Annotated in this window: 16 protein-coding genes; 5 read left to right on the plus strand and 11 right to left on the minus strand. The window is 71.1% G+C overall.

The window, feature by feature from the left end; translation table 11 throughout:
* Positions 1–59: 59 nt before the first annotated feature.
* Genes NFR93_RS13640 through NFR93_RS13660 form a run of 4 tightly spaced genes read left to right on the plus strand, consistent with a single transcriptional unit; the run spans position 60 to position 6,533 of the window.
* Positions 60–2,024, plus strand: coding sequence for a glycosyltransferase (locus tag NFR93_RS13640; protein ID WP_251454263.1), 1,965 nt, complete (start codon positions 60–62; stop codon positions 2,022–2,024).
* Positions 2,021–3,181, plus strand: coding sequence for a glycosyltransferase (locus tag NFR93_RS13645; protein ID WP_251454267.1), 1,161 nt, complete (start codon positions 2,021–2,023; stop codon positions 3,179–3,181). The genes NFR93_RS13640 and NFR93_RS13645 overlap by 4 nt, the downstream gene beginning before the upstream one ends.
* Entirely contained in the window at positions 3,178–5,409 is a 2,232-nt protein-coding gene (locus NFR93_RS16010) for a glycosyltransferase family 4 protein (RefSeq protein ID WP_285814605.1), read from the plus strand. Before NFR93_RS13645 ends, NFR93_RS16010 begins: the two co-directional genes overlap by 4 nt.
* Positions 5,409–6,533 carry a glycosyltransferase gene (locus NFR93_RS13660; RefSeq protein WP_251454596.1) on the plus strand — a complete coding sequence of 375 codons (1,125 nt, stop codon included), beginning with the start codon at positions 5,409–5,411 and terminating at the stop codon, positions 6,531–6,533. Before NFR93_RS16010 ends, NFR93_RS13660 begins: the two co-directional genes overlap by 1 nt.
* 46 nt (positions 6,534–6,579) lie before the next feature.
* Here NFR93_RS13660 and NFR93_RS13665 read toward each other — a convergent pair whose 3' ends face one another.
* Positions 6,580–7,176, minus strand: a complete 597-nt coding sequence (locus NFR93_RS13665; protein ID WP_251454270.1) for a hypothetical protein — start codon at positions 7,174–7,176, stop codon at positions 6,580–6,582.
* 199 nt (positions 7,177–7,375) lie between these two features.
* Here NFR93_RS13665 and NFR93_RS13670 point away from each other — a divergent pair, with 199 nt between their 5' ends.
* On the plus strand, positions 7,376–9,187 hold the full coding sequence (locus tag NFR93_RS13670; RefSeq protein WP_251454273.1) for an ABC transporter ATP-binding protein: 1,812 nt from the start codon (positions 7,376–7,378) through the stop codon (positions 9,185–9,187).
* A gap of 9 nt (positions 9,188–9,196) precedes the next feature.
* Here NFR93_RS13670 and NFR93_RS13675 read toward each other — a convergent pair whose 3' ends face one another.
* From NFR93_RS13675 to cls, 10 genes are all read right to left on the minus strand, one after another.
* Entirely contained in the window at positions 9,197–10,168 is a 972-nt protein-coding gene (locus tag NFR93_RS13675) for a glycosyltransferase family 2 protein (RefSeq protein ID WP_251454276.1), read from the minus strand.
* Positions 10,165–11,124, minus strand: coding sequence for a glycosyltransferase family 2 protein (locus tag NFR93_RS13680; RefSeq protein WP_251454279.1), 960 nt, complete (start codon positions 11,122–11,124; stop codon positions 10,165–10,167). Before NFR93_RS13680 ends, NFR93_RS13675 begins: the two co-directional genes overlap by 4 nt.
* A complete protein-coding gene (locus tag NFR93_RS13685; protein WP_251454282.1) occupies positions 11,114–12,169 on the minus strand; it encodes a glycosyltransferase family 4 protein in 1,056 nt (351 codons plus the stop codon). Before NFR93_RS13685 ends, NFR93_RS13680 begins: the two co-directional genes overlap by 11 nt.
* Complete coding sequence (locus tag NFR93_RS13690; protein WP_251454285.1) at positions 12,166–13,251, minus strand: glycosyltransferase WbsX family protein; 1,086 nt, start codon at positions 13,249–13,251, stop codon at positions 12,166–12,168. Before NFR93_RS13690 ends, NFR93_RS13685 begins: the two co-directional genes overlap by 4 nt.
* Entirely contained in the window at positions 13,248–14,276 is a 1,029-nt protein-coding gene (locus NFR93_RS13695) for a glycosyltransferase (RefSeq protein WP_251454288.1), read from the minus strand. Before NFR93_RS13695 ends, NFR93_RS13690 begins: the two co-directional genes overlap by 4 nt.
* 14 nt (positions 14,277–14,290) lie before the next feature.
* Positions 14,291–15,895: a tyrosine-protein kinase domain-containing protein gene (locus NFR93_RS13700; RefSeq protein WP_251454299.1), complete on the minus strand. Its 1,605-nt coding sequence runs from the start codon at positions 15,893–15,895 to the stop codon at positions 14,291–14,293.
* Between the two features lie 67 nt (positions 15,896–15,962).
* Complete coding sequence (locus tag NFR93_RS13705; protein WP_251454301.1) at positions 15,963–17,330, minus strand: O-antigen ligase family protein; 1,368 nt, start codon at positions 17,328–17,330, stop codon at positions 15,963–15,965.
* Between the two features lie 59 nt (positions 17,331–17,389).
* Positions 17,390–17,650 (minus strand): hypothetical protein, encoded by a 261-nt coding sequence (locus tag NFR93_RS13710; protein WP_251454303.1) that lies wholly within the window; start codon positions 17,648–17,650, stop codon positions 17,390–17,392.
* Positions 17,647–18,522, minus strand: coding sequence for a nucleotidyltransferase family protein (locus NFR93_RS13715; protein ID WP_251454305.1), 876 nt, complete (start codon positions 18,520–18,522; stop codon positions 17,647–17,649). The genes NFR93_RS13710 and NFR93_RS13715 overlap by 4 nt, the downstream gene beginning before the upstream one ends.
* Positions 18,523–18,528: 6 nt before the next feature.
* On the minus strand, positions 18,529–19,983 hold the full coding sequence (cls, locus tag NFR93_RS13720; protein WP_251454598.1) for a cardiolipin synthase: 1,455 nt from the start codon (positions 19,981–19,983) through the stop codon (positions 18,529–18,531).
* Positions 19,984–20,010: the final 27 nt, after the last annotated feature.

Genomic DNA, 20,010 nt, shown 5'->3' on the forward strand with positions numbered 1-20,010 from the left:
CCCCTCGCCGCACCCCCGCGACGAATAGGGTTACTGCGAAAGCATAGTCGGGAGGTGCGGTGCGCGTACTTCGGATCTCGCACAGCGCGACCGTGCCCGCGTGGCGGGGCCGGGAGCGCGCCCTCCGCGCGCTCGGCCTCGACGTCACGCTGCTCGCAGCCCGCTCCTGGCACGCCGGTGGCACGCCGGTCAGTCTCTCCCCCGGTGAAGAGCCCGACACGATGCCGGTGCGGACGTGGGGTCGCCACCCCGCGCTCTTCGTCTACGATCCGCGCCCGCTGTGGCGCGCCCTCGGGCGGCGGTGGGACGTCGTCGACATCCACGAGGAGCCGTTCGCGCTCGCGACGGCCGAGATCCTCGCCATCAAGGCGCTCCGCCGCTGCCGCGCGCCCTTCGTGCTGTACACGGCGCAGAACCTCGCCAAGCGCTACCCGATCCCCTTCCGCTGGCTCGAGCGCGCGGCGCTGCGCCGCGCGGCAGGCGTGTCGGCGTGCAACACCGCGGCCGCCCGCATCGCCGAGGGCAAGGGGTTCCCCGGTCGGGCTCGCGTCATCCCGCTCGGCGTCGACATGCCGGCCGACGACACGGCGACCGGCGTAGCCCCCGCGGCGGCGGACACGGCATCCGATGCCATCACGGTCGGCTTCGCCGGACGCCTGGTCGCCGAGAAGGGTCTCGAGGTGCTGCTGGATGCCGTCGCCCGCACCCCGGGCATCCGCGCGAAGATCGCGGGGTCGGGCCCGCTCGCCGCGGAGCTGCCCGCGCTCGCCCGTGGACGGGGCATCGCCGACCGCGTCGAGCTGGTCGGCGCTCTGGATCCGGACGCCCTGCCGACGTTCTACCGCTCCGTCGACGTCGTGGCGATGCCGTCGCTGGCCACCCCGAGCTGGACCGAGCAGTTCGGCCGCGTCGCCGTCGAAGCCATGGCCGTGGGCGTTCCGGTCGTCGCGAGCGACGCCGGGGCCCTGCCGGACGTCGTGGGCGGTGCCGGCATCGTGGTGCCCCAGGGCGATGCGGCCGCGCTCGCCGACGCGATCCTGCGCGCCGGCGGACCGGAGCGGGCGTCGCTGCGCGCCGCGGGGCTCGCACGCGCGGCGGAGTGCACGTGGGATGCGGTGGCCGCGCAGTACGTCGAGCTGTACCGCTCGCTCACTCACGAGCCGGGCGGCGCGGATCGTCCGGTGGAGATCGTCGTCGTCGCCTACGGCGCCCCCGCCCTGCTCCGCGCGGCGCTGGAGCCGGTCGCGTCGCTCGCCGTGACCGTGGTCGACAACTCGTCGCTGCCCGAGATCGCCGCTCTCTGCGACGAGCTGGGGGTGCGGTACATCGACGCCGGCGCGAACCGCGGATTCGGGGCGGGCGTGAACATCGCTCTCGCCGACCGGCTCATCCCCGGGGCGGACGTGCTGCTGCTGAATCCGGACGCCCGCGTCGAGCCCGCGCAGATCGCCGTGCTGCAGCGGGCGCTGCATGCGGCTGCCGACATCGCGAGCGTCGGGCCGGCCCAGGTCGACGAGGCCGGGGCGTCGGCCCGCGTGGAATGGGTCTTCCCCTCCCCCGCGAACGCGTGGCTGGAGGCGGTGGGGCTGGCACGCCTGCAGCGCGGCGCCCGTTTCGTCATCGGGTCGGTGCTCCTGCTGCGTGCCGAGGCGCTCGAACAGATCGGCGGCTTCGACGAGCGCTTCTTCCTCTACGCCGAGGAGACCGACTGGGCCTACCGCGCGCATCGGCTCGGGTGGCGGCACGCCGCCGTCCCCGGCGCGCGGGCGGTGCATGTCGGTGCGGGGACGAGCGGCGACGGCGCGCGGCGCGAGACGCACTTCCACGCATCGCAGGAGCGATACCTGCGCAAGCACTTCGGGGCGGCCGGATGGCACCTCGCGCGCGCGGCGGTGTGGGCGGGCGCCGTCGTGCGCGCCGTCGCCCTCCGCGGCGAGCGCGGTTCGCTCGCACGCCGTCGGGCGAGCCTGTACCGCCGCGGCCCCGTCCGCGCCGAGCTCCGCCTGGTGGAGGCGGCGCCGTGAGGGATCCGGGAACGCCGCCGTTGCGCATCGTGCAGATCGCCCCGTTCATCGGTCCCGGCAGCGGCGTGGCCGGGGTCGCGTGGAACCTCGAGCGCGAACTGCGCGAGCTCGGCGTCCGTGTCGAGCGGTTCACCTACGCCACGGCGCTGCGCGGCCGACGGATCACCTTCGGCAAGGGCCCCCGGCGCGAGCGGCTGTTGCAGGCGTGGCGGGTGATCTGGTTCAGCACGGTCGGCACCCTCCGCGCGCGACGGTTCCTGGCGGCGCGACCCGACGCGGTGGCGATCTGCCACAACAACGTGCTCGCCGGGGATGTCTACGTCAATCACGGCGTGCTCTACGCCGCCATGCGGGCGCGCGGGCACACCGCGTGGCGCATGATCCGCAACCCCACGCATCTGTTCACGTTCGCGCGCGACTTCGTCCGCTACCGCACCGACATCCATCGCGCGGTCGTCGCCCTCACCGCCGGAGAGGTCGAGACGATGCGCCGCACGTACGGGCGCATCCGCCCGCGGACCGTCGTGATCTCGAACGGCGTCGACCTCGACCGGTTCCGTCCCCCCACCGACGACGAGCGTCGACGCGCCCGCGAGCGCTTCGAGCTCGACGACGACGACCGCGTCGCGCTCTTCATCGGGCACGACTTCGAACGGAAGGGGCTGCCCGTCGCGATCGAGGCGCTGCGCCATGCGCCGACGGTGCTGCTCCTGGTCGTGGGCGGCAACGCCGGCATGGTCGAGGGCGCGCGCCGCCTCGCCGAACGTCACGGCGTCGCCGACCGGGTGCTGCTGGTCGGCGAGCAGCACGGCCTCGCCGCGTTCCTGGCCGCGGCCGACATGTTCGTCTTCCCGAGCGCGTACGAGTCGAGCGGGCTGGTCTTCCTCGAGGCCCTCGCGAGCGGGATCCCCATCATCGGGACCGCCGTGGGAGTCGCCGCCGACGTCGTCCGCGACGGCGAGAACGGCTATCTGGTGCCGCGCGACCCGGCCCGCATCGGCGATCGCCTCGAGAGCGTCGCCGCCGGCGACCGCGACCGGTGGCGCGAGAGGGCGCGCGCGAGCGTGGCCGACTACTCGTGGCGCGGGATCGCCGAGAAGTATCTGGCGCTCGCCCAGGAGCTCGCGGGCACCCGAGCCGCGGAGCCGCACCGATGACCCCACCGCAGGTGCCGCGGATCGTGCAGATCGCGCCCGAGATCGCGCCCGGCAGCGGCATCGCCGGTGTCGCTTTCGACCTCGAGCGCGAGCTCGCCGCCGCCGGCGTGGTCGTCGAGCGGTTCACCATGACCGAGGCACGGGGTGGCCGCCCGCTGCCGTCGCCCCGCTCGCGACTGGCCCACGCGTGGGACGTCGTGTGGTTCAGCACCGTCGGCACCGCCCGCGCGCGCCGATTCCTCGCCACCCGCCCCGAAGCCGTCTCGATCTGCCACAACGACGCCATGATCGGCGATGTCTACGTCAACCACGGCCTGCTGCAGGCGTCCATGCGGGCGCGCGGCAACTACATCTGGCGGATGCTGCGCAACCCCGTCCACGTGTTCACGGCAGTCCGCGACCGGGTCCGCTACCGCCGCGGCATCCACTCCGCGGTGGTGACCCTCAGCGCCGAAGAGACCCGGCGCCTGACCGAGACCTACGGCCGCGTCGCCGCACCCGTCACCGTGATCCCCAACGGCGTCGACCTCGACCGTTTCCGGCCGCCCACCGCAGAGGAGCGGGCGAGGGCGCGCGCCGGCCTCGGCGTCGACGACGAGACCGACGTCGTGGTCTTCATCGGCCACGAGTTCGACCGCAAGGGGCTTCCCCTCGTCCTCGACGCCCTCGCCGACCCCGGCCTGACCGACGTGGAGCTCGTGGTGATCGGGGGAGCGCCGGACGAGGTGCGACACGGCGAGCGCCTCGCCACGCACCGCGGGGTGGCGAGCCGGGTGCGCTTCCTCGGCATCCGCCCCGACCCGGCGCCCCTGCTGTGGGCCGCGGACGCCTTCGCGCTGCCGAGCGCCTACGAATCGAGCGGGCTGGTCTTCCTCGAGGCCCTCGCCGCGGGACTGCCGGTCGTGGCGAGCCGGGTCGGCGTCGCCCCCGAGCGGATCGTCGACGGACGCAACGGCCAGCTCGTCGAGCGCACCGGCCCGGATGTCGCCCGCGGTCTGCGGACCGTGCTCGACGGTGACCGCAGCGCCATGCGCGCCGAGGCCCGAGCGAGCGTCACCGACCTCGGATGGACGGGAATCGCCGAACGCTACCTCGACCTCGCGACCCGGCTCGCATCGGCAGCCGACTACGTGCGGCGCGACGACGCACCGCTGCGCATCGTCCACGCCGTGCGCAGCGACGGGTTCTCGGGTGTCGAGCGCTACATCGCGCAGCTCGCGCGGGCGCAGGCCGAAGCCGGACACAGGGTGCGGGTCATCGGGGGCGACCCGGCGCGCATGCGCGCTGCCCTCGCCGGGACCGGCATCGGCATCCCGCACCGCGCCGCCCGCACCACGGCCGGCGTCGCCCGCGCCCTGCGCCCCGCGCGCCACGACGCCGACGTCGTGAACACCCACATGACGGCGGCCGATCTCGGTGCTGTGCTCGCCTTCGCCGGTCGTCGCCGGCGGCCCGCGGTCGTGTCGACGCGGCACTTCGCCCGGTCCCGCGGAACGGTGGGCCCCCTGCCGTGGGACCGGGTCGTGAGCCTCGTCGTGGATCGCGAGCTGGCGATCAGCCAGGCGGTGGCCGGTACGACCGGCGTGCAGGCGAGGGTCGTCCGCACCGGACTGGATGCCGCAGCGCCGACGCTCGACGAGGCCGTCACCCCCCGGGCGCCGGTCGTGCTCATGGCGCAGCGGCTGCAGCCCGAGAAGCACACCGGCGACGGCATCCGCGCGTTCGCGGGATCCGGTCTCGCGGCCGACGGATGGACGCTGCGGATCGCCGGAGACGGCCCCGAGCGCGCGATGCTCGAGGAGCTCGCCCGCGATCTCGGGATCGGGAGGTCGGTGGAGTTCCTCGGCTACCGCACCGACGTTCCCGCGCTCATGGCAGCGGCCTCACTGCTTCTCGCGCCGTGCCCGGTCGAGGGGTTGGGCCTGACGGTGCTCGAGGCGCTCCGCGCGGGCCTGCCGGTCGTCGCAGCGCGCGGCGGCGGACACGTCGAGGTGCTCGACGGTCTCTCACCGCACGCACTGTACGACCCCGATGACGCCGTCGCCGGCGGGTCGGCCCTGCGCGCCCTCGCCCACGACCCGAGCGCGTGGTCGGCCTATGCCGAGGGAGCGCGGGCGCGCCAGCGAAGCGAGTACTCTCTCACCGCGCAGGTGATGGGCACCGACGCCGTCTACCGTGATGCTCTCGCCGGGCGGCACCCCCGAAGCGGAGTGAGGCGGCGGCCGTGATGGACCTCGTCGTGATCTCGCTCGAGCAGTGGGACGCCGTGTGGCGCCGGAACCAGCACCTGGTGTGGCGGCTGCTCGAGCGGGACGCCGAACTGCGCGTGCTCTTCGTCGAGCCACCCGCCGACCCCACCCACGACCTCCGCTCGCGGCGACGCCCCCAGCTCGGGCACCGACCCGACGACACGATCCTGCCCGGAAGGCTGTGGCGCATGCGCCCTCTGAAGCCGCTGCCGCGGCGGATCGACCTCCGGGCGGACGAGCGCCTGGCATCGCAGATCGAGCGCGCCGCCCGGGACATCGGGATGACGGCGCCCGTGCTATGGGTCAACGACCCGGGCGGCGCCGTGGTGGCGCGACGGACCGGGTGGCCGACGCTCTACGACATGACGGACGACTGGCTCGCCGCCGACCGCGCCCCCGGCGAGCTCGCCCGCGTCGCCGAGCAGGAGCGCTGGCTGCTGGCCCGGGCGGCGCAGGTGGTGGCGTGCTCACCCGAGCTATTACGCCGCAAACAGCCGCGGCGCGGGCCCGAGCACGACCCGGTCGCGCTCGTGCGCAACGCCGTCGACACGGCGGCCTACCGCGAGCCGCACGAGCGCCCGGCAGACCTGCCCCCGGGCGCCGTCGCGCTCTACGTCGGCACGCTGCATGCGGATCGGCTCGACGTCGGCCTCACCGTCCGTCTCGCCGGGGCGCTCACCGGGCGCGCGACGGTGGTACTCGTCGGCCCCGATGTGCTGAGCTCGAGTGCGCGCGAGCGACTGCGCGGCGCCGGCGTCGTGCTCCTCGGGCCGAAGCCGAGCGCGGCGGTCGTCGGCTATCTGCAGCACGCCGACGTGCTGATCGTGCCCCACGTCGTGACGGCCTTCACCGACAGCCTCGACCCCATCAAGCTCTACGAGTACCAGGCCGCTGACCGCCCTGTCGTGAGCACACCGGTCGCGGGGTTCAAGGACTCCGACGACTCTCGCATCCGCGTGGCCGAGCCCGATGAGTTCACGAAAGCCGTCCACCTGTCACTCGCGGCACCGGTCGCGCTCAATCCGATCCGGGGGTCGCTCGCAGACTGGGACGATAGGGCAACCCAGATGGCTGCCGTTCTCAACGCATTGGGGAACGGGTGAGGGCGTCGAAGTCGTAGCTTCGACGCCCTCACCCCTTCAGCACTACCTACTGCCCGCAGTTCGGCGGCAGAACGACATTGCATGCCGGATTCTGGACCGGCGGCGTATCGGCGTAGGAGAAAGGCGTCACGATCGGCGGGTGGTTGTCGGGGTCCGGCGGGGTCGGCGTGTGCCCCCAAGGAAGCGACATGGTACCCGCGAGGGACTGGTTCCTGCTGTCGCCGTTCTCACCCGCGTTGAGGATGATCGCGATCGACGCTTCCGGTTCCAGCAGATACGGGAAGGTGATCTCCTCGCCGGTCGTGGCGTCGACAGCGGCCTGGAAGAACAGACTGAGGTCGGGGTTGGTCTCGGTGAAAGTGATGAAGTAGCCGGCCTGGTTGTACAGGTAGAGCGGCTTGCTGGTGTTGTTCGTGATGGTCACGTCGAAGATGTAGCCCTTGACGAAGACGTTGCCGCACGAGTTGCCGGGCAACTTGCACGCGTCGCCGAACACCACGGAAGGTCCACCCCCGCTCGCGGCGTACGCCGGCACCGACGCCGCTACGGCGATGGCGGGCACCGACCAGGCCATGGCCTTGGTCACGGTGCGGCGGCTGATGCCCTTGGCGGGCGGTTCTGAACTGCTGGTCTCTTCGGTCACGGTAAGTTCCCTCCGTATACGTGGAGAGGGAAAGACGGTGTGTCGGCTCGAATTTCCCCAGTTCGAGCCCGAAGCTCCCCGCATTCAGGGAACATTGAGGATGTTACCGTACCAGCGAGTCTCCGCAAGAGGGTGTAACACAATCGACCCATACGCGTGGAATCGGCCGACGTCGATAGAGGCCGGCAGAAGGAGCAGGATGGCACGCGCGACGCGCGAGGACGGTCTCATCGGGCAGCTGCGATTGCTGCTGCGCATGGCCGGGGTGAGGCCCAAGCGCTGGATCGCGGCGACCATCACGGTGTCGATCCTGCTCGCCGCGCTCGACACCCTCGGGGTCGCCGCGATGATCCCGCTCACCCAGCTCGTCAGCGGCGTCGAGGTGGACGGCGGCGTGCTGGGATGGGTCGCCTCCGTCGTCGGAACGTCGTCGCCCTCCACCCTCATCCCCGTGGTGGCGGCCGCGATCGCGATCATCTTCGTCGGCAAGAGCATCGCGGCCATCGTCTTCCGCTGGTGGCTGCTCGGCCGCACCACCCGCATCTCGGCGCTGGTGTCGACCGAGCTGATGCGCCGGTACGTGCTCGCGCCCTACGCCGACCACCGCGGCCGGCGCATGAGCGAGATCTACCGCAACATCAACGACAGCACGAACCAATCGGCGTCGGTGCTCCTCGGCATCGTGAGCCTCGGCACCGACACGCTCATGCTCGCCGCGATCGTGACCGTGCTCGCGATCACCGCGCCCGTGATCACGCTCATGACCGTCGTCCTCTTCGTCGTCTTCGTGCTCGGCGTGCAGCGGCTGCTGCGCGGGCGTCAGTCCCGGATCGGCGAGGAGATGGCCGAGGCGGGCCTGCAGTCCTGGCAGTACCTGATGCCCGCCCTCGACGGCTTCCGCGAAGCACGTCTGACCTCGAGCGCCGCGTCGTTCGTCGACGGGTTCCGCGCCTCGCGGCTGCGCAGCGCCCGCGCGGCGCGGCAGATGGGCATCATCGCCGATTCACCGCGGTACGTGCTCGAGATCGGCTTCATCATCGCCATCATGGGGATCTCGGCCATCCTCTTCACCACGGGCACCCCGCAGCAGGCGCTGACCGTGCTCGGCGTGTTCGCCGCGGCATCCCTTCGCGCCCTGCCGACGCTCAACCGGGTGAGCGCGAACCTGGCCACCATCCGCACCGGGCAGGTCGGGCTCGGCATCCTCTCGCGCGCCGTCGCCGAACTCGACGCCGGCGGCACCCACGACGAGCGTCCCCGCGGCGATGTGCGCTACACCGGCGACATCGTGCTGCGCGACCTCACGTATCAGTACCCCGGTGCCGAGCGCCCCGCCGTCGACGCGGTGTCGCTCGTCATCCCCGAAAACACCACCACGGCGTTCGTCGGCTCCAGCGGCGCCGGCAAGAGCACCCTGCTGGATCTGCTGCTGGGCCTGCTCGAGCCCAGCGCCGGCACGATCGAGTGCGGTGGGCGCCCCATCCTCGACGACAAGGCCTCGTGGTACTCCAACCTGGGCGTCGTGCCCCAGGACGTCATCCTGATGAACGACACCCTCGCCGCCAACATCGCGTTCGGGCTGCGTCCGGCCGACCGCGACAGCGAGCGGATGCGCGAGGTCATCGCGATGGCTCAGCTCACCGACCTCGTGGCCGAACTCCCCGACGGGCTCGACACCGTCATCGGCGAGCGCGGCACACGGCTCTCGGGCGGGCAGCGTCAGCGGCTGGGCCTTGCCCGCGCCCTGTATCGCGCGCCCCGCGTGCTGGTGCTGGACGAGGCCACGTCGGCGCTCGACAACGTCACCGAGCACGAGATCGCCGAGACCCTCGCGCGTCTGGGCGGACGGATGACGATCATCATCGTCGCGCATCGCCTGTCCACCGTGCGCGGGGCGGACACGCTGGCCTTCCTCAAGGACGGCAGGTTGCAGGACACGGGAACGTTCGCCGAGGTGCGGGCCGCCAACGCCGACTTCGCGCGCCTGGTCGAGCTCGGGAAGCTCGACTGACGACGCCGGTCACCCCGCCGCGCGGGTGAGAGCGGCCCGGATCTCTCGGCCCGCGGCATCCGTCCGCTCGGGCGGCAGCGGGTTCCAGCGCGCCTGGCGCAGCATCGCGAGCGCACCCCACCCGATGCCCAGCACCGTCACTCCGAACCGCTGCAGCTTGCGGACCAGCCCGGGCACCTGTGCCGCCGAGCGGAGCTGCGCTGCGATCCAGGGCGCGAGCCGGCGCGAGCGGATGCCGCCCTCGCGCGCGAGCAGGACCATGTGGTTGCGTCGGCCGTAGAGCTTGTAGCGGGTGTCGAAGCGCGCACCCTTGACGTGGGGAGCGGGAAGGTGGTCGACAGCCGCGTCCGGCGAGAACACGGCGCGCCCGCCGATGGCGCGGATCCGCAGGTAGAGGTCGGTGTCTTCGCGGATCGCCGTCCCGGGGTAGTCGTCGCGGAACCCGCCCAGTCTCGCGAGGGTCGACGCCCGGAAGGACATGTTCGCGCCGATCCCGTGATCGACGTCGACCTGACCGTCCGGCAGCGACGCGAAACCCTCGGTGAGGGAGCCATCGTCGAGCAGTCGCCCGATCGGGGGTGCGTAGGTCTCTTCGCCGGGCAGTCCGTTGCAGGTGCGGCCGGCGACGGCGTCGACCGACGGGTCGGCGAACGCGGTGAGGACGGCGGACTGCCAGCCCGGCCGCAGCACGACGTCGTCGTCGAGGAACGTGATGATCTCGCCGCGCGCGGACAGCAGCGCCCGGTTTCGGGCGCGCGTCATCCACCCGGCCACGGAAGTGTCATGGATGTAGTCGACGGGCCGTCCCAACGCTTGAACGTCCTGTTCGGCGCTGACCGCGGAGGCGTCGACGACGACGACCTGGGTGTCTGCCGTGAGCTCGCTCCGGATCGACGTCAAACACCGGAGCAGGAAGGGCGTGCGCTCGAATGTGACGATGCACACCGTCAAGCGGGGTCTGGGAGTGTCGAAGAACGTCACGCTGCGCCCGTCCTCAGCAGTCGCGACAACGCGAAACGCACGGCGTGGGCGAGGAACGCGGAGGGCGCGCGGCGAAGAGCCCAGGCAGCGTCTCCCGCCGCGTCGCGAATCCGTCCACCCCGCGCGGCGCGCATCATCTCCTCGCCGCACTGGCGAGCCTGGGCCAGTTCGAATCGCCGACGCCTCTCACCGAGCAGCCGGGCGACTGTGGTGTCGCCGCGACCCTGCGCTGCCCAGACTTGGCGGTCGAGCATCATCTGCATCGCCGTTCGGCGCAGGCGCGCGTTCGCTGGCGCGGTCGACGTCATGTTGGCGTCATGCCGGCGGTAGCCGACAAGGGTTGCGTCGAGATAGCGAAGGTCGCCCAGCATCGCCAGGCGCAATGCCAGTTCGAAGTCCACCAGGATCGGGATCTCGGGGCTGAATCCTCCGATCGCGTTATAAGCCGACCGGCGGATCACGAGAGTGGGGCCCAGCGGCGTCTCGGCCCCACCGCGCAACATCTCAGCGGAGTCCGTTTGCCTAGACCGCCAATCGACACCGAAAGGGTGTCCCGCGGCATCCATATGCCAGTACCCCGAGAACGACGCGGGAGCTTCAGGATGCTCACGATGTACCTCGACGTGGAGCTGCAGCCTGTCTGTGCGCCACACGTCGTCGTCATCGAGGATCGTCACAAGTGCGCCTTCGGTACGTGCGACGCCGATGTTCCTGGCGCGGCCGGCCGTGGCTGTCGCATCGACTCGGATCACGGACATCCGTGGGTCGTCGCCGACAGCGTCCGTCAGCTGGGCGGTATCGGGGACGCCGTTGTCGACGACCAGGAGGTCCCAATGCGGATACGTCTGGTCGCGCACACTCTGCAGCGCCTCCGCGAGGTACGGACTGTTGCGATTGGTGGCGAGGACGATGCTCACCCGTATCGGTTCCTGCATCGCCTCGCCCTCACCCAGCACGGTCGCCTCCCCTGTATACCTGCTCGTAGCGATCAGCCACGGTCGTGAGGTCGAACTCGGGCGCTCGCCGCAGCGACGCCTCGGTGAGCCGCTCTCGCCGCTCCGGATCGTCGAGCACGAGCGCGAGCGCATCGCCCAGCCCCTCCAGGGGCGTGAGCACGCCGTAGAGACCTTCGTCCGTGACGTACCGGGCGCCGATGTTCGGGGTCGCCACGATGGGGAGTCCGGCTGTCATCGCCTCGGCGTAGGGGACGCCGAACCCCTCGTACGACGAGGGAAGGCAGAACGCCCAGGCACGGCGGTACTCGGCGGCGAGGTCGTCATCGCTCAGGCGCCCGAGCACCGTGACACCGGGCGGCAGGTCTTCGGGGGCGTCCTGCGTCACCATGCGGAGCGTCGCGTGCGGCATCCGCGGAATCACCTGCTCGGAGAAGATCCGCGCCAGTTCCGCCCCGCGCTTTCGGCCGCGCCACGTGCCGACGAACAGCACCGTCGGAGCGTCGGATCTGACGGCGTCGCCGCCCGCGAACACCCCGGCGTCGACGCCGTTCGGGATGACGGTCGAGACCCACGGCGTCCATCGGCGGGTCTGCGGCGAGATCAGGACCGTCCGGTCGGCAACGAGACTGGCGAGCACCTCCGAGAAGCCGAGCAGCACCATCCGGAGCTTCTCTTTCACGCCCCGGATGTGCCGCGCCTCTTCGAAGCACGAGCCGTGGAGCGTCCGCACATGGACGGGCACGCGACGTCGCCACATCCAGTAGTCCTCGCCGTGCGCGTGGAGCACGTCGTAGGACGACAGGTCGCGGGCGCGCATGACGAAGGCGAAGCGGAACGTGCGCAGCGGCCCGGTGAGCGGCAGGTGCACATGGCTGTACCGGGCGCCGGCCACCGGCGCGCACGGACTGTACATGTCGACGTGGTGACCGCGGCGGGCGAGTTCGTTCGCGAGGGCGTGCACCTGGTACCCGACGCCGATCTTGCTCTCACTCGGCAGGTAGTACGAGATCATCGCGATGCGCAGCGGCCGCTCGTCCTCGGTCATGTGAGGCCCCGCTGCAGCGCCTCGAGCCAGCGGTGGCCGTGACGCAGGTCGGGCTCGAGGTGGTTGCCCTCGGCCCACTCGTTCCACGACTTCACCCACAGCAGCCGTTCCTGCGGCGCCCGGTCGGCGAGCCGCTCGACGGCGTCGCGGACGTTGCGTTCGAACTTCTCGGGGGTCGCGTCCTGCAGCACGAGCCCGCGACGCCCCGCCCGGGGGCTGTTGTCCCAATTGGGGTACACGCACGGCTGCACGTGTGCGGCATCCGGGATCTCGTCGACGATGGCGTCGGAGTACGGCCAGATCTCGGGACCGCCGAGGCTCTTCCGCACGGCCCGCATCCGCAGCGTGCTCCACCGGTCCACGCGGGCGGGGATGCGCATGTAGACGCTCGCGTCGAAGCCGTCCGCGTCGCCGTTCGTGTAGCGCGCGCCACGCCCGAGCAGGTCGCTCATCTCGGCCACGAGGTACAGCCCCTCGAGCCCCGCCTCGCGCGCCATCCGCTGCCAGCGGTCCACGAAGGCCGCCGGCTCGGGCAGTTCCTCGGGGCGGAAGACGTAGAACACCGGACGCCCGTCGACGCGCAGGTAGCGCGCGTCGCGGAAGGCGGGCAGCAGCGTGGCGAAGTGCGCCGCGTCGTCCTCGGCGCCCGGGTAGGTCTGCTGTTTCAGGATCTTGTCGTGGGCGCCGTGCCATGCGCCGGTCCACGTCTGGTTCGCCCAGGCCAGGCAGAACGACACCTCGGGCTCTCCTCGTTCGAGGACCTCGCGGAAGGGGCGCTCGAGGATGCGCTCGCCGCCGCCGAACCAGTAGTGCCAGTATGCGAACGCCTCGACGCCGTACTGGCGCGCCAGATCGCTCTGCGCCTGGCGCGTCTCGGGCACCCGCAGGTCGTAGAAGCCGAGGTCGGCGGGCAGGGTCGGCTGCACGTGCCCGGGGAAGAGCCGCCGGGCACGGGCGGTGTTCGTCCACTCGGTGAACCCGGGGCCCCACCACTGGTCGTTCTCGGGGATGGGAAAGAACTGGGGCAGGTAGAAGGCGATCGCCCGCGCGCGCAGCTCTTCGCCGCTCGTACCGGTCGTCATCGGACTCCCCTCAGCCGCCGCGCGGCGGATCGAAGCCACGGCAGCCGCTGCGCCGCGAGGGCCCGCGCGCGCTGCCTCCGCCGCCCGTGCGGCGGCCACAGCAGTGCCGCGAGGTGACCGACCGCGCGCCGATACGACGCCGACCGCAGCTCCGGAGCAGCGAGCAGTTCGGTCAGCAGATGCCGGTGCAGCTTGCCGTCGAGCCCTCCGCGGAGACCCTCCTCCGCACCGATGAGGCCCCCGCCCAGGCGGAGCGCGATCGCCGACGAGAGGAAGGGCAACCCCAGCTTCGTCGTGCGCGAGGTCGCCGAGACGTGGACGCGGTAGAACACGGTGGGCTGGTCGAGGTGCGGGATCCCGTGCAGCCGCGCGACGTTCACGAGGAGCCAGTAGTCGTCCATCGCCAGCGCGTGGGGGGCGAAACCGCCCGCGGCCTGCAGCAGCGTCGGGTCGGCGACGAAACTCGTCGTGTCCGAGATCGGCCCCCGCAGCATCGCGCGCACGTCGTGACGCTCGATCGCGTCCGAGCCCGTCACATCGGCGTGGGCGACCAGATGGGCGAGGGTTCCCTCACGCGGGGCGAGGATGCTGGCCCAGCCGCCCGCCAGCGCATCCAGATCGGTCAGGTGGTCCTTCTCGTCGGCGACCGAGAAGGCGATCTCGCGGGCGAATACGATCCGCTCACCGGGGTGCAGCCGGAGCCACCCGAGCGTGCGCTCCAGGTGGCTCGGGTGCCACAGGTCGTCCTGGTCCACGAAGGCGACCCAGTCGCCCGATGACTCGGACATCCCCCGGTTGCGGGCGACAGCGACGCCGAGGTTGGCCTGCTCGAGGACTCGGGCGCCGACGGGGTGGGCGCGGACGATGTCGACGCCGTCGTCGGTCGAGCCGTCGTCCACGACGATCACCTCGAGCGGCGCGTGGGTCTGCGACTGGATCGCCGTCAGCGTCTCGGCGATGTAGCGCGCGCCGTTGTAGAGCGGGACGACGACGCTGACGCGTTCGCGGGCACCGGAGGAGTTCATCGCAGAGGAGGGCCTCAGTCGCGCCGCGCGCGCTGACGGCGGGCGCTGCCCGCCTCGAGGTCGCCCGCGTCGACGGCGTCGGAGTTGCCGTTGAAGAGCGCGTCGAGCCCCTCACCGGTGCTTCGGGCAGGACCGGGCGTCTTCTTCGCGACGCCCTTCTTGGGAGGGACGCCCGGAGCGCTCACGGCCACCTCGTCGAGGAGCGGGTCGTCGGCGGGCGCATCCGGCGACGCCGGCGATGCGGACGGGGCGGCGCCGTAGGTGCGCCGGTACTCGTACGAGTACGACGTGCTGTCGACACCGCGCATGGGGACCTTATTGATGACGATGCCGAGGGCGCGACCCCGGGACTTCTCGAGGGTGTCGATGGACTTGTCGAGAAGATCGTAGGTGGTCTTGCCGAGGCTCACGACGATCAGCGCGCCGTCGGCCTGATGGGTGAGCACCGCGCCGTCGGTCACCGGGATGAGCGGCGGAGCATCGATGATGACCATCGCGTGCCGCGCGAGGTCGGTGAGCAGGCTCCGCATGCGCGCGGAGCCCAGCACCTCGCTGGGGTTGGGCGGCGTACTCCCCGCGGTGAGCACGAAGAGGTTCTCGGACGCGGGCGAGCGTTGCAGCACGTCGGCGATCTCGGCGCGTCCCGACAGCACGTCGCTCAGTCCGGCACCGCCGGGCACGCCCATGGTCTTGGCGACCGTCGAACGACGCAGATCGCCGTCGACGATCACGACGGGCCGTCCGCTCGCCGCCAGCGTCAGCGCGAGGTTGCACGCGACCGTGGATTTGCCGTCGCTGGGAAGGGGGCTCGTCACCACGATCGTGCGGGGCGGGTTGTCGACATCCATGAACTGCAGATTGGTGCGCAGGGTCCGCAGCGACTCGGCCACGGCGAAGCCGCCGCGCTTGGACGACGAGGCGTCTCCGGTGAACAGGCGGTCGTCGCCGCCCATGTCGTCGGTGAGCGGGATGGTCCCCACCACCGAGAGCTGGGTGCGCGCCTCGACGTCCTCCGCGTTGCGGATGCGACGATCCGACACGGTGCGGATGAGCGCGAACGCGATGCCGAAGCCCAGGCCCAGCACCCCACCCACGATCAGCGAGGTCTGCAGATCGGGGAAGACGGGTTCGGTCGGAACGGCCGCCTGCGAGGCCACGATGATCTGCAGCGGCGCGGGAACCCCGTCGATGCTCTCGTACTCGTCGACGGTCTCACCGAGCGCGACGATCCACGCCTCGGCGAGGGCTGCGGCGTCTTCCGGGGTCTCGCCCTGTGCGGTCACCCGGAGAATGGCCGTGTTCGACGGGGCTTGGACCCTGATGCGGGATGCCGCCACCGACGGGCTCAGGCCGACGGCCTCGGCGGCGGTGTCGGCCGTGCGCTGCCACGTGGCCATGTCGAGGTAGGTGTCGACCTTCGACCGGGCCTGACTGTCACCGAACGACGAGTCCGCACCCTCGGGAAGGTCGCGGATCTGGATGAGTCCGCTGGCGGAGGACTCGTACACCGGGGTCTGCAGCTGGACCCAGCCGAACGATGCTCCCAGCCCGACCAGGGTCATGAGCGCGATGGCGAGCCAATGCCTGCGCAAACCGCGGAAATAGTCGCGCAGCTCCATGGCCCTCCCCCGGGTGCCGACCCCGCGCGCGCCGCCGCGCCCGGAGTCTCAGTGGCACCATCGTATGTCAACCGACCGCGCGCGCCGCGTCGCGTCTTCGCACCCGCATCCGCGGTGGCTCCGGCAGGCTCTTGCGGTCGCTCGCGCGGGCCATCGCCCCGAGGCAGATGCCGGCGACGACGAAGGGCACCGAGACCTGCGACGCGGCCCAGAAAAGGTCGAACTGTCCCTGCACGAACCGGCTGACGGTGATGGCGAGGGCGAGCGTGCCGTAGGCGGGGTCCACCCGCCAGAGGACGTAGACGATCCCCGCCCACATCGCCAGGAACCCGGCGAGACCGACGATTCCGGCGCTCGCCGCGACCTCCAGCTCCGCCTGCGGCGGCTGATACGGCACCGCGGGGTTGTAGTACCAGAACCGCAGACCATGGCCGAAGATCGGCGCGTGCTTCCAGAAGGCGTACACCTCCCGCAGCCAGTCCAGGCGCTGGAAGAGGGAGTTGTGCTGATTCTGCGACTCCACCTGATCGACCACGAGCGTGACGATGAGCCACGCCGCCGGGATGATCAGCAGCAGCGCCCACCGCGAGTGCGCGGTCGCCCCGCGCCGCATCACCACGATGATGATCGCGATGACGAGGCCGACGATCGCCTGCCGCGCCTGCGTCATGACGATGGCCACCAGCATCAGCCAGAAGAGGGGGCGGATCCACCGCTGCGGAAGCTCCGCCCACGAGGGGTTGATGTAGACGATGAGCACCGCCAGCGCCAAGGCGGTGCCGGCGAAGTTCTTGTGCATGGGCACCGGCCACGCCGGGTAGACGGGCGCGAAGTTCCCCGTCGCGAACTGCGCGATGCCGGTGCCGACGGTGCCGACGGCGATCACGGCGGCGGCACCGAGGATGAGCAGCAGCGCCGTCCGTGCATATCCGGCCCGTCCGAGGGACCAGCCGACCACGAGCGCGCCCGAGATCAGCAGCCAGGCGTGGAACCACTCCACCGTGTTCTGGATCTGCGGGTTCACGATCACGGTGAAGATCGTGGCGAACTGATACAGCATGTTCCACCACAGCAGATGGCGCATGGGGGCACTGTAGGGACGCTTCCCCAGCAGCAGCGCCGTGCCGAGCGCGGCTGCGAGCGCGGCATCCGACATCGACAGGTCGAGGCCGCCCAGGCCCACGCGCTGCACAACGAACAGCGCCGGCATGGCCATGAGGCACATCGCCATCGGCGTGGAGTACGTCGCGATCGCTGCGATGACGATGGCCGACAGAGCGATCGCCGTGGTGACGTTGTCGCTCGCGCCGACGTCGAGGAGCAGGTAGATGACCACGACCGCCCCGGCTGCCATGAGCACCCAGCGCCAGGCCCCGGCCCACCAGTCGGCCACGCGCGCGCGCCGGCGGATCGCCTGCGCGCTGCTGGATCCCATACCGTCCCCCCGGTGGAGTCGCTTCAGTATCGCAGGTGGCCGGGCACGCGGGACAGGTCTCAGGAACGTCGGACGAGCAGGCCGTCGGCGACCAGCGCGTCGACGAAAGCCGTGACCGTCCCGGCGATCTCATCGGACGCGCGTCCGGTGCGAGCAGCGACGTGCTCCACGACGCGGTCGCCGTCCGCACACGCCTCTTCCCAGATGACGGCCGAGACTCCCTCGAGCACGACGATCGGGCCGGACGGCAGGCGGGCGGCGTACACCGCGTCGTCGACGACCTCAGTCGCCAGATCGGATGCCGGCATGAAGCGCGTCATGACGATCGCCTCCGCGTCAGGCGGCGCACCAGCTCGATCGCGCCGCGCGCGGGACGCGCGAAGAACTCGCGGACGATCTCGCCCGGTGTGGGCCGACGGCCCAGTTCATGCTCGAGGTGCGGCACGTTCACCAGGGGCGCCCGCACGACGATGCGCGCGCGGGCGCCGAGACTGTCCGCGGCGCGAAGGCGTCCCCACCACTCCTCGAGCCGGCTGCCTCCCTCGGACACCACCCGCCAGAGGTGGTAGTCGCGGGCGGACCGGTACGTGCGCAGGCCGCCGGTCGCCGCGGCGAGGGCGACATGGGCGTCGAGCGCAGACACCTCGCGCTCGATGCTCGCGCGGGTTGCGGCATCCGCTCGTCGCCACAGCCGGTCGACGTCCGCGCGGGAACCGGGTCTGCTCCGTGCCGCGTTCAGGACCAGGATCGCCGCCTGCGCGGGGACGCTCGGCACGGGGCACGACACGCCGCCGAAGTCCATGGATCCGCGCGTACGCCAGAGCCGGTCGAACGCGTGGTCGGGGTCGAGCCCGACGCCGGGGAAGAACCGATGGACGTCGAGGTAGCCCCACAGCTCGTGCGTGTACGTCTGGGCGTGCTCGAACGGCGACCCGTAGGCGAACGTCGTGTACACGCGCCAGCCCTCCGCACGCAGCGCCGCGTCGAACCCGCTCAGGTGGCGGGGACGCACCAGCACGTCGATGTCGGTGCCGGGCGTGGGGTGCGGTCGCAGCGAGAGATCCACCGCGTCGCCCTTGATGTGCAGCAGGTCCAGGCCGTCTCGGTCGGCGATCGTCTGCGCCGCGGCGCGCCCCAGGCGCAGGCGCACCGGCAGCGGGATCGCGACCTCGGCGGGGACGTCGTGGTTCATGGGCGGCTACTGCAGGGCGGAGGTCAGGCGCGCCAGGTTGTCCAGCACGGTCGAGCGCAGCGGCTGCCTCATCCACTCTTCGAGGGTCAACTCGCGCGAGAGACCACGGTACATGTCCTCGACCCGGCGCATGTCCTGCACGAATTCCTCGCCGCGCACGAGCATCGAGATCTCGAGGTTCAGACCGAACGAGCGCATGTCCATGTTGCTGGAGCCGATGATCGCGGTCTCGTCGTCGATGGTCATGCACTTCGAGTGGAGGATGTACGGCTTGCGGTACATCCAGATCTTCACGCCCGCGCGCAGCAGCGCCTCGTAGTAGCTGCGCTGCGCGTGGTAGACCATCGCCTGGTCCCCCTCTTCCGAGACGAAGAGCTCGACGTGGATGCCGCGCTGACAGGCCGTGGTGACAGCCAGCAGCAGCGCCTCATCCGGCACGAAGTAGGGGCTCACGATGATGATGCGCTCTTGGGCGGCGTAGATCAGGCCGGCGAACAGCTTGAGATTGTTCTGGAACTCGAACCCGGGACCGGACGGCACGATCTGGCAGTCCAGATCGCCGGGGCCGGGCTTCACGTCGAAGAGGTTGATCTCGTCGGTGAGGATCTCCTCGGTCTCGCTGTACCAGTCCGAGAGGAACACGGCGTTGATCGATGCGACAACCGGACCCTGCACGCGCACCATCAGGTCGACCCAGTGCAGTCCGCGCTTGATGTTCTTGCGAAGGTTGTACGTGGAGTCGGTGACATTCTGCGAACCGGTGAACGCGATGCGGCCGTCGACGACGAGCAGTTTGCGGTGATTGCGCAGGTCGGGGCGCTGGTACTTGCCCTTGAGCGGCTGGACCGGGAGCATCAGGCGCCAGTGGGCGCCCATCCGGTCGAGGCGCCGTGTCGTGTCCTTATAGAACGGCTTGCCGCGGTTCGCCCAGTAGTCCAGGAGCACCCGCACCACGACGCCGCGCTCGGCGGCCTCCTCCATGGCACGGAAGAAGTTGTCAGTCGAGACATCGGACTGCAGGATGTAGAACTCGATGTGGACGTACGCCCTCGCCGACCGGATGGCATCGGCCATCGCGTCGAGGCTCTCCTGGTAGTCGGGGATGAGGGTGGCGGCGTTGTCGCCGGCGAGCGGGAGGGCGCCGAGGGTGCGGTTGAGCGTCACGAGCGAGCGGAACCAGACCGGCGCACCGGGCCGCAGCGTGCCGAAGTCGAGACCCCGGCTGGTCTCGCGGATGTAGTCGTTGATGCGGTCCTGCATCTGCCGGCGCTTGCGCGGCAGCCGCGGGTTCCCGATCAGCAGGAACAGGAACACCCCGATGATCGGGATGAAGTAGATCGCCAGCAGCCACGCCATGGCGGCCGTCGGGCGACGGTTGCGGGGGACGACGATCACGGCGGTGACGCGCACGATGACGTCGAACACGATGACCGCGATCAGCGCCCAGCTGGTGATCGTCAACTCCACCGCGCCTCCCCTCGACGCCGG

The organism is Microbacterium sp. Marseille-Q6648 (assembly GCF_943181415.1).
In the GTDB taxonomy this organism is placed as follows: Bacteria; Actinomycetota; Actinomycetes; order Actinomycetales; family Microbacteriaceae; genus Microbacterium.

What these genes read in the sequence shown, in the direction of transcription:
- NFR93_RS16010 (WP_285814605.1), top strand. Translation starts at nt 3,178, where the DNA reads ATGACCCCACCGCAGGTGCCGCGGATCGTGCAGATCGCGCCCGAGATC.
- NFR93_RS13660 (WP_251454596.1), top strand. Translation starts at nt 5,409, where the DNA reads ATGGACCTCGTCGTGATCTCGCTCGAGCAGTGGGACGCCGTGTGGCGC.
- NFR93_RS13670 (WP_251454273.1), top strand. Translation starts at nt 7,376, where the DNA reads ATGGCACGCGCGACGCGCGAGGACGGTCTCATCGGGCAGCTGCGATTG.
- NFR93_RS13685 (WP_251454282.1), bottom strand. Translation starts at nt 12,169, where the DNA reads ATGACCGAGGACGAGCGGCCGCTGCGCATCGCGATGATCTCGTACTAC.
- NFR93_RS13690 (WP_251454285.1), bottom strand. Translation starts at nt 13,251, where the DNA reads ATGACGACCGGTACGAGCGGCGAAGAGCTGCGCGCGCGGGCGATCGCC.
- NFR93_RS13695 (WP_251454288.1), bottom strand. Translation starts at nt 14,276, where the DNA reads ATGAACTCCTCCGGTGCCCGCGAACGCGTCAGCGTCGTCGTCCCGCTC.
- NFR93_RS13700 (WP_251454299.1), bottom strand. Translation starts at nt 15,895, where the DNA reads ATGGAGCTGCGCGACTATTTCCGCGGTTTGCGCAGGCATTGGCTCGCC.
- NFR93_RS13705 (WP_251454301.1), bottom strand. Translation starts at nt 17,330, where the DNA reads ATGGGATCCAGCAGCGCGCAGGCGATCCGCCGGCGCGCGCGCGTGGCC.
- NFR93_RS13710 (WP_251454303.1), bottom strand. Translation starts at nt 17,650, where the DNA reads ATGACGCGCTTCATGCCGGCATCCGATCTGGCGACTGAGGTCGTCGAC.
- NFR93_RS13715 (WP_251454305.1), bottom strand. Translation starts at nt 18,522, where the DNA reads ATGAACCACGACGTCCCCGCCGAGGTCGCGATCCCGCTGCCGGTGCGC.